Origin of the sequence: Haloferax sp. AB510 (assembly GCF_024136985.1) — an archaeon.
Lineage (GTDB): Archaea > Halobacteriota > Halobacteria > Halobacteriales > Haloferacaceae > Haloferax.
On the sequence record NZ_JAMYJY010000011.1, the window covers coordinates 20,770 to 36,243 of the forward strand.

Here is a 15,474-nt window from a genome sequence, read left to right on the forward strand (position 1 = left end):
CGGGTTCGAATCGAACTGAGGCCGAGGCGGCTCAGTTACCCTTCTCGACGGGCGCGCCGACGAGGTTGCCCCACTCCGTCCACGAGCCGTCGTAGTTGGTGACGTTCTCGTAGCCGAGGAGTTCGTGAAGGGCGAACCACGCGATGGACGAGCGCTCGCCGATGCGGCAGTAGGCGATGGTGGACTCGTCGCCTTCGATGCCCTGGTCCGCGTAGAGGTCGCGGAGTTCGTCGGCGGACTTGAAGGTGCCGTCGTCGTTGACGGTCGCGGCCCACGAGATGTTGCTCGCGCCGGGGATGTGGCCGCCGCGCTGGGCGGTCTCCTGCAGTCCCGGGGGCGCGAGAATCTCGCCGGAGAACTCTTCGGGCGAGCGAACGTCGACGAGGGGAAGGCCCTTGTCGACCGCCTTCTCGACGTCGTCACGGTACGCGCGGATGTCCTCGAAGGGACCCTTGGCGGTGTAGTCTTGCTCCGGGAAGGACGGGACTTCGTCGGTCGTCGGATAGTCGTTGTCGACCCAGTAGTCGCGGCCGCCGTTCATCAGGTGAACGTTCTCGTGGCCGTAGTACTTGAACTGCCAATAGGTGTAGGCGGCGAACCAGTTGGAGTTGTCGCCGTAGAGAACGACCGTGGAGTCCTCGGAGATACCGTGCGAGCCGAGGAGGTCCTCGAAGTCCTCCTTGGTCAGCACGTCGCGGGTCGTCTGGTCCTGCAGCTGGGACTCCCAGTTGAACCCGATGGCACCGGGGGCGTGACTCTCGTCGTACGCCTCGGTGTCCACGTCCACTTCGACGAGTCGGTACGCCGGGTCGTCACTCTGGAACTCGTCGAGGTGGCTCTCCACCCAGTCCGCAGAGACGAGTACGTCCTTCGCGTAATCGGAGTTTGACATCGCGTTTCTCTGTACAACAGGGAGGCCCATAACTCTCACAGCGACGGCATGTACGGCCTGACCTCGGGTGATGCGGCAATATTATCCCAAATATCGTAGGGGAGACGGCGAAAGTGGCTCGGAGAACGGCCGCCTCGGGCGATTTCAACCCGGTATCCGACGGAACCAGCAACAACATCCGCTACCCCGGACACGTGGCGAGGGGTGCGAAGAGGGGCGGACCTAAATCCGCGGCCCGGAAACGTGGGGACATGGTAGACGTGGTCTCTTCGACGTGGCTCGCGGACCGACTCGGCGACGTGCGCGTGGTGGACGTGCGCGACGGCTGGGAGTTCGACGGCATCGGGCACCTCCCCGGCGCGGTGTCGATACCGTTTGACAAGTTCCGGAGCGCCGACGGCGACGTGGGAATGCTCCCCGGCCGCGACGCGTGGACCGACCTCCTGTCGGGCGCTGGCGTCGCGGCCGACGACGACGTGGTCGCCTACGACGATACCCACGGCGTCTTTGCGGCCCGCTTTCTCGTGACCGCGCTCCTGTACGGGCACGACCCCGAGCGACTCCACCTCCTCGACGGCGACTTCAGCGCGTGGAACCGCGAGCGCGAGACAACGACCGAGGCGACCGAAGTCGAGGGAACGGTCTACGAGATAACCGAGCCGGCCGAGACGCCGCTCGTGGACTTCGAGGCCGTCGAGGCCGCGCTCGACGACCCGGAGACCGTCATCGTGGACACCCGCGACCCCGCGGAGTACGACGAGGGTCACCTCCCCGGCGCGGTCAACCTCGACTGGCGCGAACTCGTCGACGACGAGACGCGCGGGCTGAAGCCACGGGACGAACTCGACTCGATTCTGGACGCCGCGGGGGTCACCCCGGACCGGCGGGTCGTCCTCTACTGCAACACCGCCCGGCGCATCAGCCACACCTACGTCGTCCTCTCGCACCTCGGCTACGACGACGTGGCGTTCTATGAGGGCAGTCTCACCGAGTGGGAGGAACGTGACGGCGCGGTCGTCGAGGGCTGACAGGCGAGATTACGGGGAGTTCGGCTCGGCCGCGTCGTCGCCGGTGCCGTCGCCGTCCGTGGTCTCGTCGCCTCCGCCGTCGTCGACGCGTAACTCCGCGCCGAGCAGGTCCACGGACTCCGCGAGGAGGGCGACGACGAGCGGACCGGCGATGATGCCGACCGGGCCGAGGCTGAGCAGGCCGCCGACGAAGCCGACGAAGTAGAGGCTCCCCGGCAGGTCGGCGGTCTCCTTCGCGAGTCGCGGGCGAATCAGGATGTCCGGGAGCCACGCGACCGCGAACCCGCCGACCGTGACGACGAGCGCAGCGGCGACGAGGTCGCCGACCGCGACGTGGTAGACGGCCATCGCCGCGAGCAGGACGCTCGGCCCGACGATGGGGATGAACTGGAGGACGGCCGCGACCGTGGCGAGCGTGACGACGTAGTCGTAGCCGAGCGCCCAGAAGACAACGAGGCCGATGGCGAACGTGCCGACGGCGGTCGCTGCCTGCAGGACGTAGATGGCGAACAGCGTCTCGCGGGCCTGCTCGTTGAGCGCCGTCGCCGCATCCCGGTAGTCGGCGGGGACCAGCGCGAGGAGCGTCCGCCCGACGGCGTCGCCGCTGAGGAGCAGCGAGAACACGAGGAAGCCGAACAGCGTGAGTTTGATGAGGACCACGGGCGCGGCGGTTGCGGCGGCGCGGCCGAGCGACTGGAGCAGGTTGAGACCGACAGCAACCACGTCGTCGAGCGTCACCGTCTCGACCATTCCGAGGAACTCGACGGTCACCACGTCGGGCAGGAGCGCCGCGAGTTCGAGGATGTCGCTCAGGCGGAGGAAGACGATGACGACGAGCGGCGCGAGCACGACGCCGACGCCGACCGCCGCGACGACGGTTGCGGCGAGGCTGGCGACCCATCGGGAAGCCCCGCGCGCTTCGAGGCGTCGCCTGAGGGGGACGAGCAGATAGGCGACAGTAATAGCGAAAAACACCGTCGCCAACACGTCCGCGAGCATGACCGCCGCGAGAAGCGCGAACAGGGCGAGCACACCGCCGAGGACGTACGGACGAGAACCAGTCATCTCCGATGATACTCCCGCCGAGTGTAAAGTCGTTCTCCCGTGACGAGCCTCGAAATCGACGGATTCGGCCGTTTATCCGCCTCCGAGGACATCACTCCCGTTAAGTACCACAGAGTGCAACAACCGAGTAATGAGACGACGCACTTTCCTGAAGGCCGCCGGGGCGGGGGGAGTCTCCGCGCTCCTCGCCGGCTGTACCGGGACCGGCGGCGAACAGACGACGACCGAGGCTTCGGGCGACGCGACCGAGACGACCGCGACCGCGACGACGACCCAAGGGACGACCGCGGGCGGCGAGTCGCCGACGCTCACCGTCGGCACCTACGGCTCGTTCGTCGACGCACCGAGTTCGAGCCCCGGCCCGTGGCTGAAAGAGACGTTCGAGTCCGAATTCGACGCGACGCTGGAGTGGCAGACGCCCGACTCGGGCGTGAACTACTACATCGAGCGCGCCCTCCAGGGCGTCGAGTCCGGCGCGGACCTCTACGTCGGCCTCGACGCGCAGATGCTCGTCCGCATCGACGAGAACCTCGACGAGGCGCTGTTTTCGCCCGCTGAGGGGCTGTCCCGACTCGGCGACGTGAACGAGCAACTGAACTTCGACCCGCAGGGCCGCGCGGTCCCCTACGACACGGGCTACATCTCGCTCGTCTACAACGAGACCTACGGCGACGGCGACTTCGTCGCCCCCGAGACGTTCGACGGCCTACTGGAGTCCGAGTACGCGGGCGCGCTCCTCGCGCAGAACCCCACGTCGTCGGCGACGGGACAGGCGTTCTTGCTCCACACCATCGACGCCAAGGGCGAAGACGGCTACCTCGACTACTGGGCGAGCCTGAAGGAAAACGACGTCCGCGTCCTCGGCAACTGGGAGGACTCCTACAACGCCTACTCGAACGGGGAGGCCCCGATGGTCGTCTCGTACTCGACCGACCAGGTGTACGCCGCCGAGTCCGGCGAGGACATGGCGAAACACCAGATTCGCTTCCTGAACGACCAGGGCTACGCCAACCCCGAAGGGATGGCTCCCTTCGCCGACGCGTCGAACCCCGACCTCGCGGCCGAGTTCATGGACTTCATGCTCCGGCCCGAAGTGCAGGCCGAAATCGCCGTCCGCAACGTCCAGTTCCCGGCGACGACCACCGCGGAACTGCCCGAGGACTTCGCGCAGTACGCCCAAGAGCCGCCGGAAGCCGTCACGTTCTCCTACGACCGGCTTCAGGACAACCTGAGTGACTGGACCGACGCGTGGGCCCGCGAGTTCGCCAGAAAGTGAGGTGAGTCGGTGAGCCGCGTGTCGGTTCGCCGGGTCGCCCGCGCCCTCGAACAGCGGCTGCTCACCCTCGTCGCGGCGCTCACCGCCGTCGTCCTCCTCGTCCTGTTTTACTACCCCGTCGCCACCGTCTTCGCCGACGCCGTCCTCGCCGACGGCCGGCTCACTATCGAACCCATCACGGCGATTCTGACGAGCGAGTTCTACCTCGTCGACATCATCTGGTTCACCGCGAAACAGGCATTCTACTCGACACTCGCCAGCCTCGCGCTCGGCCTCCCCGCCGCGTGGCTGTTCTCGCGCTTCGAGTTCCGCGGCCGCGAGACGCTCCGCTCGCTTACCATCCTCCCGTTCGTCATGCCCTCCATCATGGTCGCCATCGGCTTCGTGGCGACGTTCGGCCGCAACGGGACGTTGAACCGCGCGCTCTCCGCCGTCGGCCTCCCGCCGGTCGAACTGCTGTTCACGCTTGAAGCCATCATCGTCGCCCACGCGTTCTACAACGCCCCGCTCGTCGCCCGCGTCGTCACCGCCGCGTGGGAGAGCGTGGACGCCCGGACCATCGAAACCGCCCGCTCGCTCGGCGCAAGTCCGCGGCGGGCCTTCCGCGACGTGGTCCTCCCACAGCTCCTGCCTTCTATCGGCGTCGGCGCGACCCTGACGTTCATCTTCACCTTCGCGTCGTTCCCCATCGTCCTCGCGCTCGGCGGCTTCCAACTGGCGACCATCGAGGTGTTCATCTACTCGCGGGTGCGAGACCTCGCGTACGCCGAGGCCGCCAGCCTCGCGGTCATCGAGACGGTCATCTCCATCACGCTGACCGCCGTCTACCTCCGGTACGAGGCGAGCCAGCGGTCGGCCGGCGGCGCGGCAAATCCGCTTCCTCGCCGGTCCGTTCTCCCCACCGACTGGACGCCGAAATCGACGCTCCGAACGGCCGGTATCGCCGGCTACGCCCTCGTCGTCGGACTGGTGTTCGTCGTCCCCATCGCCAGCATGATTCTGGCGAGCGTCACCGGCGGCGACGGCGGCTTCACCCTCGCCAACTACGCCTTCCTCGCCGAGCGGCAGGCGACCGGCGCGAGCTTTCAGGTCAAGCCCCTCCCGGCCATCCTGAACTCGCTGGCCTTCGCCGCGGGGACGCTCGTCGTGGCCGTCCCGATGGGCGTGACGATGGCCGTCCTCACGACCCGCCGGTACCGCGGGCGCGGGCTCATCGACGTGCTCTCGATGGCTCCCTTCGCCGTCTCGGGCATCGTCGTCGGCCTCGGCCTGCTCCGCGGGCTGGTGTTCGGCGTCGACGTGCTTGGGACGCGAATCCGCGTCACCGGCGCGCTCGCCATCGTCGCGGCCCACGCCGTCGGCGCGTACCCGTTCGTCACCCGGAACGTCGCGCCGCTTTTCGCCCGGCTCGACGGCCGGCTCGTGGAGTCCGCGCGGTCGCTCGGCGCGACCAGAACCCGCGCGCTCGTTGACATCGAACTGCCGCTCGTCTGGACCGGCGTCGTCGCGGGCGCGGCGTTCGCCGTCGCCATCAGCATCGGCGAGTTCGATTCGACAATCATCCTCGCGGAGGGCGCGGGGAGCTACACGATGCCCATCGCAGTCGAGCGGTTCCTCGGGCGACGGCTCGGCCCCGCGACGGCGATGGGCTGTCTCCTGCTTCTCGTCACGTCCGCCAGCTTCCTCGTCGTGGACCGCTTCGGCGGCCGGTGGGGCGAGCTATGAGGGAGCCCGGAGAACAAGACGAGGGCGAGCCGCGGGAAGTGAGAATTATGACCGTCCGCCGGCGAGGGAAGCACGTGACTTCGGAGGCGAACCCGTGAGACTCGAACTCGACGCGGTGTCCAAGCGCTACGGGTCGGCGACGGCGCTCGATTCCGTCTCGCTGTCGGTCGACGACGGCGAGTTCTTCACGCTCGTCGGCCCCTCTGGCTGCGGCAAGACGACCACGCTCCGCTGTATCGCCGGCTTCGAAGCCCCGACCGAGGGGACCGTCCGCTTCGACGGCGAGTCGATGGCCGGCGTCGCGCCCGAGTCGCGAGGCGTCGGGGTCGTGTTCCAGAACTACGCGCTGTTCCCGCACCTCACCGCGGCCGAGAACATCGCCTACGGTCTCCGCTTTACCGACCCGCCGGGCGGCGGCTCCCGCGACGAGCGCGTCGCGGAACTGCTGGACCTCGTCGACCTCGCGGGGTTCGAAGACCGCGACCCCGACTCGCTTTCGGGCGGGCAACAACAGCGGGTCGCGCTCGCCCGGGCCCTCGCACCCGGCCCGGACCTCCTCCTCCTCGATGAGCCGATGTCGGCGCTGGACGCCCGACTCCGCGACCGCCTCCGCCGACAGGTAAAGCGCATCCAGTCGGAACTCGGCGTGACGACGCTGTACGTCACCCACGACCAGGTCGGAGGCGCTCGCGGTCTCAGACCGGGTGGCCGTCCTCAACCGCGGCCGCGTCGAGCAGGTCGGTCGGCCCCGCGAACTCTACCACCGCCCGCGGACGCGGTTCGTCGCGGAGTTCCTCGGCGAGAACAACGTCCTCGACGCGGTCGTCGAGTCTCGACCGGAAACGGGGGGGGATTCGCGTCGGCGTCGGCGACGCGGTGTTCACGCTGGCCGAGGGGCGACGCGTCCTCGGGCGCGGTGATCCGGTATCCGTCGAACGCGCTGAAAGCGACGGGAGAGACGGCGACCGACCCGCGCGTCCCGCACCCGGCGACGAACTCACCTTCTGCGTCCGACCCGAACAACTCCGGGTCGGCGCGGAGACGAACCAAATTCGCGGGACCGTCGTCGACACCGAGTTTCAGGGGGCGACGACGCGGGTCAGGCTCGACTGGGGCGGGACGGAACTCGTCGTGGCGGTCGAAGACGGCGGCGAGAAGTCGGACGCGGCGTTCGAGGTCGGGACGACGCTGGAGGTCGGATTCGCCCTGGCGTCGGCTCACATCGTCGAGTAGGTCGGAAACGCGAGTCGGACGGTTCCGTGCCAGTTTCGCGCCGCGTCAGGGCGCGACGCCGACGGTCAGAAGCGTGCCGAACGTCCGGTAGCGCTCGACCATCTCCTCGCGGGTCTCCCAGTCGTCCGTCGGGAACTCGGCGGCCGCCGGGATGTCGATGTCGAGGTCGGCGATGGAGTCCTGTTCGGCGACGTAGAGGCCGGCGTCGCGGAACGCCTCGCGGTACTCCGCGTGGGACCAGCGGGTCATGTCGATGGAGATGAGTTCCTGCCACTCGTGGGAGTGGACGTTCTCCTCGTAGTAGTTCACCGCGCAGTAGAACGTGCCGCCGGGCTTGAGGATACGGGCGATTTCTTCGAGGGTGTGGTGCGGGTCGGCGGCGTAGTAGAACGCCTCCATCGACCAGACGTGGTCGACGCTGTCGTCCTCGAACGGGAGGTCGTCGAAGTCGCCGACGAGAAACGAGAGGTCGTCGGTGTCGGTGTACTCGCGGGCGTTCTGAACCATCTCCGGCGAGCCGTCGAGACCGAAGCCTCGGCCGATGCCCTTCGTGTCGTGGAGCGCGCGCAAGGCGTAGCCGCTTCCGGTTCCGAGGTCGACGACGGTGTCGCCTTCCTCGACGGGCATCCGTGCGAGTGCGTGCTTCGCGGTGTGCCAGTGTCGGTCCTCCATGCCCTTGTCGCGGCCGTCGGCCGCCCAGGCGTCGAACTCGTCGCGGACGCTCATACCGGAGCCTCGCGCGCCGGGGTGAAAATGCGTTCGGACCGGGGGCACGGAGGCGGCGAATCCAGCAACGACTCGGCCACACACCCGTCGCGCCTTTTAATTACCGCCGTCACGACGACGAGGTATGGTCGGAGTCCGCCGCCGGTTCGCGCTCGCCGACACCGCCCAGCAGGTCGTCGGCGGGTTCCTCCTCGCGGGACCGTTCGTCGTCACCGAGGAGGTGTGGGTGCTCGCGCGGAGCATGTCGTTCGCGCAGGCGATTCTCACCCTCTTTATCGTGCTCGCGGTCGGCTACGGCGCGCTCTACAAGGCCGACGACCGCGACCCCGACAGAGAGCGCGAGGTCGGCGGGATTCCCGTCCGGTTCATCTCGCTCATCACCGTCTCGTACCTCTCCGTGTTCATCCTCGCGCTCGCGTTCGACGCGCCGGGAACGTTCCTCTCGGACGTGTCGGGAGAGCTCCTCGTCACCGTCCTGGGGTACGAACTCGACCTCGCGGTGCTCCGCATCACGCTCAAGGCGACGAGCGTCGGCGCGGTGTTCAGCGTCATCGGCGCCGCCACGGCCGACTCGCTGTTCTGACCGTAATTCGTCGGGTGTGAACACGCACCATGACTCGGGGACGCCGCGGCCCGGACGGCATGAAGGATTAAGTCGGCAGGGTAACTGCTTGGGGTATGGATTACGAGCTCGCCATCGAAGACGCGCCCGAAACGATTCCGGGCGGCACAGGTATCTTGCTCCTTCATCCGAGCATCGGCGAGACCGACCGCATCGACACGGACTTCTTCAAGGTCGACACCGACCGCTTCCTCGTCATCTCGACGCGGACGACCGCGCGCGAAGTCGAACAGAAGCTGGAACACTACGAGGTCGACGAGTCCAGCGCTACTATCCTCGACACACTCTCTATCGAGCGGGGCTACTCCCGGCGCAGTTCGGACAACATCTACTACGTCGCGGCCCCCGACGACCTCGACGCCATCGTCGAGAAGACCCGGCAGTTCCTCGAACGCCACGACGGAAAGCTCCGGCTCAGCGTCGATTCGGTCACCGAGATGGCCTACTACGCCGACGAGGACCGCGCCTTCGAGGCGACGAAGCAGATTCTCGAACTCCTCGACGAGTTCGACGCGGTGGGACTGTTCCACCTCTCGAAGGAGGTCCACGACCAAGAGACGCTCGACCGCTTCCGCGAGCTGTTCGACGGCGTCGTCGATCTCGACGAGGACGGCACCGTCACGACCGAGTTCTGAGACGGCACTCGACGCGCTCGGGCGCGACCGACTACGCCGAGTCGCTCGTCGTCCGAGTCGTCGGTGGCCGCATCGTCGCCGTCCGACGCCGTGTCGTCGTCCGCCGCGAGTTGCGCGAACGTCTTTTCGGCCCACTTGACCGCGTAGCTCGGCCCGTGGTCGCGGTACGCCGCGGTGTCCAGCGCCGAAAACGGCGCGGGGAGGTCCCGGCCGTGTTTGACGGCCGAACACGCGAACTCGGTCGCTTCGGCGAACGAGAGTCTGCCGAGCGCGACGAGTCGCGAGAGATTTTCGAGTCGGTCGTCGAGTCGGCCGCCGGCGTCGACCCACGCGTCGTGGAGGCGCTCGTGGTCGCCCTCCCACGACACGAACGCCTCGCGGGTGTGGAGACCGACCCAGCCCTCGTAGAGGGCGGCGGCGACCTGATATGTCTCGCTCGGGCCGAGGGGTGTTGCCGCGGCGAGGTCGCGGTAGCGCTCGCCGAAGAAGGGGAGGAAGTGCTCCGGAATCTCGTCGTTCCCGGCCTGCACGAACGCCTCGGCGATGAGGAAATCAAGGAAGTCGTCGGGCGTGCCCTTCGCGCGGTACTTGACTAGCACGACCGGTGGGTCGGTCTGCCGGGACCACGTCACGGTGCCGTCGCCGGGCATCCCGATGGTGAAATCGGACGACGCGTAGCGCCGGAGCTGTTGGGGCGCGTCGTCTGGTAGCCACTCCGCGGGGTACGCCGCCGGGGAGAGCGACTCGACCACCAGCCCGAGGTTCTCCGCGGCCTCCGGGGGAATGGTGTCGAAGTCGCCGGCCACGTCCAAGACGAGCGCGCCGGGGGCGTACTCGTCGCGGACCGATTCGAGGTCCGACGGCAGGGTGCGCGTCTCGAACATCCGCTCAGGCGATGCTCATCCCGACGAACACGACGGCCAGCAGGGCCGACACGCTGACGGTACCGAGCACGATTTTCGTCGCTTGGCTCATAGTGGCACGATTAGGGGCCCGCCGCTTAACCTTTACACTCTATCGTCGCCCGAATCTCCAGTCGAAACGGAGGGGTTCGAGGACGCGCCCCACGGTCGTCGGTCACACGGTTCGGTCGCGCCGGAAAAGCGAGAGAGATCGGTGGCGTCGTCGGTGTCGCAGTCAGGGAACGAGCTGTTCGCCGTCGTCGTCGAGGATTCGGATGGCCTCGACAGGGCAGACGCGGGCGGCGAACTTCGCGTCGAACTCGGCGTCCGCCGGAACCTCGCGGACGAAGACGCCGTCGTCGGTCTCCTCGCCGTCGACGAGGTCGGCCTTGCCGTCGTCGACGTTCTTCTCGAAGCCCTCCCACTCGTCGACACACTGGAACATGCCGATGCAGGTGTCGCGGTCGTACTCGACTTTCATGTGCCATCGTACCGCCGGGCCGTACAAAGCCCTGCCGACGCGGGGGCGTGGGTCGGCGTCGCCTCGCGTCGCGGTCGTGCGACCGACGTCGCGGGCGGCGACGCACCCGCGTCCGACCCGACCCGATGGCTTAAACCGGGGGACGGTCCAAGGGAGATGCAATGCGAACTGCGGACCTGACGGGCCTGCCGACGGGGATTCCCGAGGCCCTCCGCGACGAGGGTATCGAGGAGCTGTACCCGCCGCAGGCCGAGGCCGTCGAGGCCGGCCTGACAGACGGCGAGAGCCTCGTGGCCGCCGTCCCGACGGCGAGCGGGAAGACGCTCATCGCCGAACTGGCGATGCTGTCGAGCGTCGCGCGCGGCGGGAAGGCGCTGTACATCGTCCCGCTCCGGGCGCTCGCCTCCGAGAAGAAAGCCGAGTTCGAGCGCTGGGAGGAGTACGGCATCGACGTGGGCGTCTCGACCGGCAACTACGAGTCCGACGGCGAGTGGCTCTCCTCGCGCGACATCATCGTCGCCACCTCCGAGAAGGTCGACTCGCTCGTCCGGAACAACGCGGCGTGGATGGACCAACTCACCTGCGTCGTCGCCGACGAGGTCCACCTCGTCGACGACCGCCATCGGGGGCCGACGCTGGAGGTCACGCTGGCGAAGCTCCGCCGGCTGAACCCGAACCTGCAGGTCGTCGCGCTCTCGGCGACCGTCGGCAACGCGGGCGTCGTCGCCGACTGGCTCGACGCGAAACTCGTCAAGTCCGACTGGCGACCCATCGACCTCAAGATGGGTGTCCACTACGGCAACGCCGTCTCCTTCGCCGACGGGAGCCAGCGCGAAGTACCGGTCGGCCGCGGGGAACGACAGACGCCCGCGCTCGTCGCCGACGCGCTGGAGGGCGACGGCGAGGGCGACCAAGGCTCCTCGCTCGTCTTCGTGAACTCGCGGCGCAACGCGGAGTCCGCGGCCCGCCGCATGGCCGACGTGACGGAGCGGTACATCACCGGCGACGAGCGGAGTGACCTCGCGGAACTCGCCGCCGAGATACGCGACGTGGCCGACACCGAGACCTCCGAGGACCTCGCCGCGGCGGTCGCCAAGGGCGCGGCGTTCCACCACGCGGGGCTCGCCGCGGAACACCGGACGCTCGTGGAAGACGCCTTCCGCGACCGGCTCATCAAATGTATCTGCGCGACACCGACGCTCGCGGCCGGCGTCAACACCCCGAGCCGCCGCGTCGTCGTCCGCGACTGGCAGCGCTACGACGGCGACTACGGCGGCATGAAGCCGCTGGACGTGCTCGAAGTCCACCAGATGATGGGTCGAGCCGGCCGCCCCGGCCTCGACCCCTACGGCGAGGCGGTCCTGCTCGCGAAGGACGCGGACGCCCGCGACGAGCTGTTCGAGCGGTACATCTGGGCCGACGCCGAGGACGTGCGGTCGAAGCTCGCGGCCGAGCCCGCCCTGCGGACGCATCTGCTCGCGACGGTCGCTTCCGGCTTCGCCCACACCCGCGAGGGACTGCTCGAATTCCTCGACCAGACGCTTTACGCGACCCAGACCGACGACCCCGAGCGACTCGGACAGGTGACAGACCGCGTGCTCGACTACCTCGAAGTGAACGGGTTCGTCGAGTTCGACGGAGAGACGATTCGGGCGACGCCCGTCGGCCACACCGTCTCGCGGCTCTACCTCGACCCGATGAGCGCCGCGGAAATCATCGACGGCCTCGAATGGGCCGCGGACCACCGGAACGAGAAGCTCCGGGCCCTCGCGGGTGAGACGCCGGAGAAGCCGAAACGAGACCGGAGCGAGTCGGACGATGAGCCCGGTGGCTTCCAGCGGGCGAGCGAGATGGTCGCCGACGACGCCGGCGGTGGAGGCGGTGCGGACGGCGGCGACGGCGACGCCGACGAGTTCGAGACGGACCGGACGTATCCGACGCCGCTCGGTCTCTACCACCTCGTCTGCCGGACGCCGGACATGTATCAGCTCTACCTGAAGTCCGGCGACCGCGAGACGTACACCGAACTGTGCTACGAGCGCGAACCCGAGTTCCTCGGGCGCGTTCCCTCGGAGTACGAGGACGTGGCGTTCGAAGACTGGCTGTCGGCGCTGAAGACCGCGAAACTCCTCGAAGACTGGGTCGGCGAGGTGGACGAGGACCGCATCACCGAGCGCTACGGCGTCGGCCCCGGCGACATCCGCGGGAAGGTCGAGACCGCCGAGTGGCTCCTCGGTGCGGCCGAGCGACTCGCCTCCGAACTCGACCTCGATTCGGTGTACGCGGTCCGCGAGGCGAAAAAGCGCGTCGAGTACGGCGTCCGCGAGGAACTGCTCGACCTCGCCGGCGTCCGCGGCGTCGGCCGAAAGCGCGCCCGTCGGCTGTTCGAGGCCGGCGTCGAGAGTCGGGCCGACCTCCGCGAGGCCGACAAGTCGCGCATCCTCGCCGCTCTCCGTGGTCGCAGGAAGACGGCCCAGAACATTCTCGAAGCCGCAGGTCGAAAGAACCCGTCGATGGACGAGGTGGACGAAGGCGACGCGCCGGACGACGCCGTCCCCGACGACGCCGGCTTCGAGACGGCCAAAGAGCGCGCCGACCAGCAGGCCAGTCTGGGTGATTTCGAATGAGGCTCGTCGAAGCCGAGGCGACCGTCTCGGACCTCGATTCGTTCATCGCGGTCGTCGGCGAGGTAGCCGACGAGACGGGCGCGACGGTGCAGGCGTTCGACGCTCGGTACATCGTGGACCGCGAGCACCTCGAACGGGCGACCGCACTCGCCGACCGAGCCATCGGCCGCGGCAACGAAATCGCCCGCGACCGGGCCGTCGAAATCCTCCTCTACGCCAGCGGCCGCCGGCAGATCAACCGCGCGTTCGAAATCGGCGTCTCGGAGGGGACGCTCCCCGTCGTGATTCTCGTCGACGGCGGCGACGAGGCCGACGCCGAGGCCGCGCTGTTCGACCGGCTCGACCTCGAACCCGCAGAGACTCTCGGCGACTACGACGAGAGCCTCGTACGCGACGTGTTCGGCGTGGGCGAGACGGAGTTGAACGTCGCCGACGGCGACCTCCCGGTGCTGGTCAAAGAACGAGTGGCGCTCCTCGCGGTCGAACGCTAATCAGTTTTCGCGGCCTGTATCGTCCGAATTCGAGGGTTTGAGAATCACGTGCTGGAGAATTCCACTCGAAACGGACCCCTTTGGTTTCTGAAACCTACCCCTTCGTTTCAACTGGAGAACAGGGGACGGCGCGGCCTCAAAGAGCGTGAGAATCGGAGAAGTAGTCCCACCAGGATTCGAACCTGGGTCGTTGCCCCCAGAAGGCAACAGGATTGGCCACTACCCCATGGGACTTCGCATCAGTTCGTACTTCGCGGGTATTTGTAAACGTTGCGTGTCGATTCCGCCGTGCGATTTTATGCCATGGTGACGGACAGACGTGCATAAACCGCCAACTATTTGCCCCTATTCTATCCACTCTCGTGTATGTACGTCGGACGTTTCGTCGTCGTTGGCCCCGGAATCGGTGCGTATCGCGTCTCCTCTCGGTCCTTCCCGAATCGACAGGTCGTCGACCGGGACGGCACCCTGACCGTCGGGCCAACGCCCGACGCCCCCGAGACCGACAACCCCTACATCGCCTACAACTGCGTCCGCGAGGGCGGCGATTACGTCGTCGTCGGCAACGGCTCGCAGGTCGACCCCATCGCGGAGAAACTCGACCTCGGCTACCCACCCCGCGACGCCCTCGCCGAGATTCTGCTCGCGCTCGACTACGAGAAAGACGACTACGACACGCCTCGAATCGCGGGCGTCGTCGGCGACGACGAGGCGTTCATCGGAATCGTCCGCAAGGACGCGCTCGTCGTGGAAGCCGTCACCGAACCCACACTCGTGGCGACCTACGAGGAAGACGACCCGCGCGCGTTCGACCTCGACGCCGAGACCGCGGCCGACGCGGCCCGCGAACTGTACGATCACGAGTTCGAACACGCCGTCTGCGCCGCCGCCGCGACCGTCGGCGACGCGGTCGAGACCGCCTTCTACAACGGCGAATAACGCGACTTCGGCGTCTCGCCGCGGGCGGACGCGCTGTCGTACGAGCCACCTCGGCCCGAGGTTTTTCAGCCGCGACACCGTACACCGAGCCATGCGTCTGGGCGTCATCTCGGACGTGCACGGGAACCTCCCGGCACTCGACGCGGTGCTCGAATCGATGCCGCCGGTCGACGGGCTGGTCTGCGCCGGCGACGTGGTCGGCTACAACCCCTGGCCCGACGAGTGCGTGTCCGAACTCATCGAGCGGGACGTGCCGACGGTCTCGGGGAACCACGACCGTGCGGTCACGTCGGGGACCGGCTTCCGCTTCAACAGCATGGCGGCCGCGGGAGTCGACTACGCCCGCGACGCGCTGTCGCCGGCGTCGATGGAGTGGCTCTCCGGGCTTCCGAAGACACGCACCCTTGCCGACGGCCGGGTCAAACTCGCCCACGGTCACCCCGACCACCCCGACCGCTACACCTATCCCGACGACTTCTCGCCGTCGCTCCTCGACGGCGAGGACCTGCTGGTGTTGGGTCACACCCACGTGCAGGGCCACCGTATCTACGACGACGGAATCGTCCTGAATCCCGGAAGCGTCGGCCAGCCCCGCGACGGCGACCCGCGGGCGGCCTACGCGGTCGCCGACCTCGACGCGATGGAAATCAAAGCCGAGCGCGTCAACTACGACATCGACCGCGTCGCAGAGCGCGTGCGCGAGGTCGGCCTGCCGGAGCGGTTAGCGAGTCGGCTGTACGAGGGGAAGTAGGGAAAAATGGCTCTGTTGAAATCCTCAGTCACTGATAGCTTGTTGAGGCCGTACTGCATAGAGGGCGCAAGTCGGTCATTG

The 15,474-nt window shown here is 67.8% G+C and carries 13 protein-coding genes, 1 tRNA gene and 2 pseudogenes; 10 read left to right on the top strand and 6 right to left on the bottom strand.

The window, feature by feature from the left end:
- Positions 1 to 31: 31 nt before the first annotated feature.
- Complete coding sequence (locus NKF06_RS03760; RefSeq protein WP_058827468.1) at positions 32 to 892, bottom strand: sulfurtransferase; 861 nt, start codon at positions 890 to 892, stop codon at positions 32 to 34.
- A gap of 251 nt (positions 893 to 1,143) precedes the next feature.
- Here NKF06_RS03760 and NKF06_RS03765 point away from each other — a divergent pair, with 251 nt between their 5' ends.
- Positions 1,144 to 1,920 (top strand): rhodanese-like domain-containing protein, encoded by a 777-nt coding sequence (locus NKF06_RS03765; RefSeq protein ID WP_058568798.1) that lies wholly within the window; start codon positions 1,144 to 1,146, stop codon positions 1,918 to 1,920.
- Between the two features lie 9 nt (positions 1,921 to 1,929).
- On the opposite strand, the gene NKF06_RS03770 is transcribed toward NKF06_RS03765, so the two are convergent.
- A complete protein-coding gene (locus NKF06_RS03770) occupies positions 1,930 to 2,985 on the bottom strand; it encodes an AI-2E family transporter (RefSeq protein WP_253244566.1) in 1,056 nt (351 codons plus the stop codon).
- Between the two features lie 130 nt (positions 2,986 to 3,115).
- Between NKF06_RS03770 and NKF06_RS03775 the strand changes: the two genes are divergently transcribed.
- The 3 genes and pseudogenes from NKF06_RS03775 (at position 3,116) to NKF06_RS03785 (ending at position 7,219) form a co-directional block, all read left to right on the top strand.
- The gene (locus NKF06_RS03775) at positions 3,116 to 4,261 is read left to right on the top strand and encodes a thiamine ABC transporter substrate-binding protein (RefSeq protein WP_253244567.1); all 1,146 of its coding nucleotides are present in this window, start codon (positions 3,116 to 3,118) and stop codon (positions 4,259 to 4,261) included.
- Positions 4,262 to 4,270: 9 nt separating this feature from the next.
- Complete coding sequence (locus NKF06_RS03780) at positions 4,271 to 5,986, top strand: iron ABC transporter permease (protein WP_058827464.1); 1,716 nt, start codon at positions 4,271 to 4,273, stop codon at positions 5,984 to 5,986.
- A 94-nt stretch (positions 5,987 to 6,080) separates the two neighbouring features.
- Positions 6,081 to 7,219 (top strand): annotated as a pseudogene (locus NKF06_RS03785) (ABC transporter ATP-binding protein).
- A gap of 45 nt (positions 7,220 to 7,264) precedes the next feature.
- Here NKF06_RS03785 and NKF06_RS03790 read toward each other — a convergent pair.
- Positions 7,265 to 7,945: a class I SAM-dependent methyltransferase gene (locus tag NKF06_RS03790; RefSeq protein WP_253244568.1), complete on the bottom strand. Its 681-nt coding sequence runs from the start codon at positions 7,943 to 7,945 to the stop codon at positions 7,265 to 7,267.
- 124 nt (positions 7,946 to 8,069) lie between these two features.
- On the opposite strand from NKF06_RS03790, the gene NKF06_RS03795 reads away from it, so the two are divergent.
- Both NKF06_RS03795 and NKF06_RS03800 read left to right on the top strand, forming a co-directional pair.
- Positions 8,070 to 8,528 (top strand): DUF2391 family protein, encoded by a 459-nt coding sequence (locus NKF06_RS03795; RefSeq protein ID WP_253244569.1) that lies wholly within the window; start codon positions 8,070 to 8,072, stop codon positions 8,526 to 8,528.
- Positions 8,529 to 8,623: 95 nt separating this feature from the next.
- Positions 8,624 to 9,202 carry an ATPase involved in flagella biogenesis gene (locus NKF06_RS03800; protein ID WP_042665303.1) on the top strand — a complete coding sequence of 193 codons (579 nt, stop codon included), beginning with the start codon at positions 8,624 to 8,626 and terminating at the stop codon, positions 9,200 to 9,202.
- Positions 9,203 to 9,294: 92 nt separating this feature from the next.
- Here the strand turns inward: NKF06_RS03800 and NKF06_RS03805 are convergent.
- Together NKF06_RS03805 and NKF06_RS03810 are read right to left on the bottom strand one after the other, a co-directional pair.
- A pseudogene (locus tag NKF06_RS03805) lies at positions 9,295 to 10,086 on the bottom strand (hypothetical protein); the annotation flags it as partial.
- A gap of 253 nt (positions 10,087 to 10,339) precedes the next feature.
- Positions 10,340 to 10,585 carry a ferredoxin gene (locus tag NKF06_RS03810; protein WP_058827459.1) on the bottom strand — a complete coding sequence of 82 codons (246 nt, stop codon included), beginning with the start codon at positions 10,583 to 10,585 and terminating at the stop codon, positions 10,340 to 10,342.
- A 161-nt stretch (positions 10,586 to 10,746) separates the two neighbouring features.
- On the opposite strand from NKF06_RS03810, the gene NKF06_RS03815 reads away from it, so the two are divergent.
- Complete coding sequence (locus tag NKF06_RS03815; RefSeq protein WP_253244570.1) at positions 10,747 to 13,212, top strand: ATP-dependent DNA helicase; 2,466 nt, start codon at positions 10,747 to 10,749, stop codon at positions 13,210 to 13,212.
- A complete protein-coding gene (gene cgi121, locus NKF06_RS03820; protein WP_058827457.1) occupies positions 13,209 to 13,703 on the top strand; it encodes a KEOPS complex subunit Cgi121 in 495 nt (164 codons plus the stop codon). Before NKF06_RS03815 ends, cgi121 begins: the two co-directional genes overlap by 4 nt.
- Positions 13,704 to 13,864: 161 nt before the next feature.
- On the opposite strand, the gene NKF06_RS03825 is transcribed toward cgi121, so the two are convergent.
- Positions 13,865 to 13,937: transfer RNA gene (locus NKF06_RS03825), tRNA-Gln, on the bottom strand.
- Between the two features lie 132 nt (positions 13,938 to 14,069).
- On the opposite strand from NKF06_RS03825, the gene NKF06_RS03830 reads away from it, so the two are divergent.
- On the top strand, positions 14,070 to 14,642 hold the full coding sequence (locus NKF06_RS03830) for an IMP cyclohydrolase (protein WP_253244571.1): 573 nt from the start codon (positions 14,070 to 14,072) through the stop codon (positions 14,640 to 14,642).
- A gap of 91 nt (positions 14,643 to 14,733) precedes the next feature.
- The gene (locus NKF06_RS03835) at positions 14,734 to 15,393 is read left to right on the top strand and encodes a metallophosphoesterase family protein (RefSeq protein ID WP_058827455.1); all 660 of its coding nucleotides are present in this window, start codon (positions 14,734 to 14,736) and stop codon (positions 15,391 to 15,393) included.
- Positions 15,394 to 15,474: the final 81 nt, after the last annotated feature.

What these genes read in the sequence shown, in the direction of transcription:
- NKF06_RS03790 (WP_253244568.1), bottom strand. Translation starts at nt 7,945, where the DNA reads ATGAGCGTCCGCGACGAGTTCGACGCCTGGGCGGCCGACGGCCGCGAC.
- NKF06_RS03775 (WP_253244567.1), top strand. Translation starts at nt 3,116, where the DNA reads ATGAGACGACGCACTTTCCTGAAGGCCGCCGGGGCGGGGGGAGTCTCC.
- NKF06_RS03795 (WP_253244569.1), top strand. Translation starts at nt 8,070, where the DNA reads ATGGTCGGAGTCCGCCGCCGGTTCGCGCTCGCCGACACCGCCCAGCAG.
- NKF06_RS03810 (WP_058827459.1), bottom strand. Translation starts at nt 10,585, where the DNA reads ATGAAAGTCGAGTACGACCGCGACACCTGCATCGGCATGTTCCAGTGT.
- NKF06_RS03765 (WP_058568798.1), top strand. Translation starts at nt 1,144, where the DNA reads ATGGTAGACGTGGTCTCTTCGACGTGGCTCGCGGACCGACTCGGCGAC.
- NKF06_RS03815 (WP_253244570.1), top strand. Translation starts at nt 10,747, where the DNA reads ATGCGAACTGCGGACCTGACGGGCCTGCCGACGGGGATTCCCGAGGCC.
- NKF06_RS03830 (WP_253244571.1), top strand. Translation starts at nt 14,070, where the DNA reads ATGTACGTCGGACGTTTCGTCGTCGTTGGCCCCGGAATCGGTGCGTAT.
- NKF06_RS03835 (WP_058827455.1), top strand. Translation starts at nt 14,734, where the DNA reads ATGCGTCTGGGCGTCATCTCGGACGTGCACGGGAACCTCCCGGCACTC.
- NKF06_RS03800 (WP_042665303.1), top strand. Translation starts at nt 8,624, where the DNA reads ATGGATTACGAGCTCGCCATCGAAGACGCGCCCGAAACGATTCCGGGC.
- cgi121 (WP_058827457.1), top strand. Translation starts at nt 13,209, where the DNA reads ATGAGGCTCGTCGAAGCCGAGGCGACCGTCTCGGACCTCGATTCGTTC.
- NKF06_RS03770 (WP_253244566.1), bottom strand. Translation starts at nt 2,985, where the DNA reads ATGACTGGTTCTCGTCCGTACGTCCTCGGCGGTGTGCTCGCCCTGTTC.
- NKF06_RS03760 (WP_058827468.1), bottom strand. Translation starts at nt 892, where the DNA reads ATGTCAAACTCCGATTACGCGAAGGACGTACTCGTCTCTGCGGACTGG.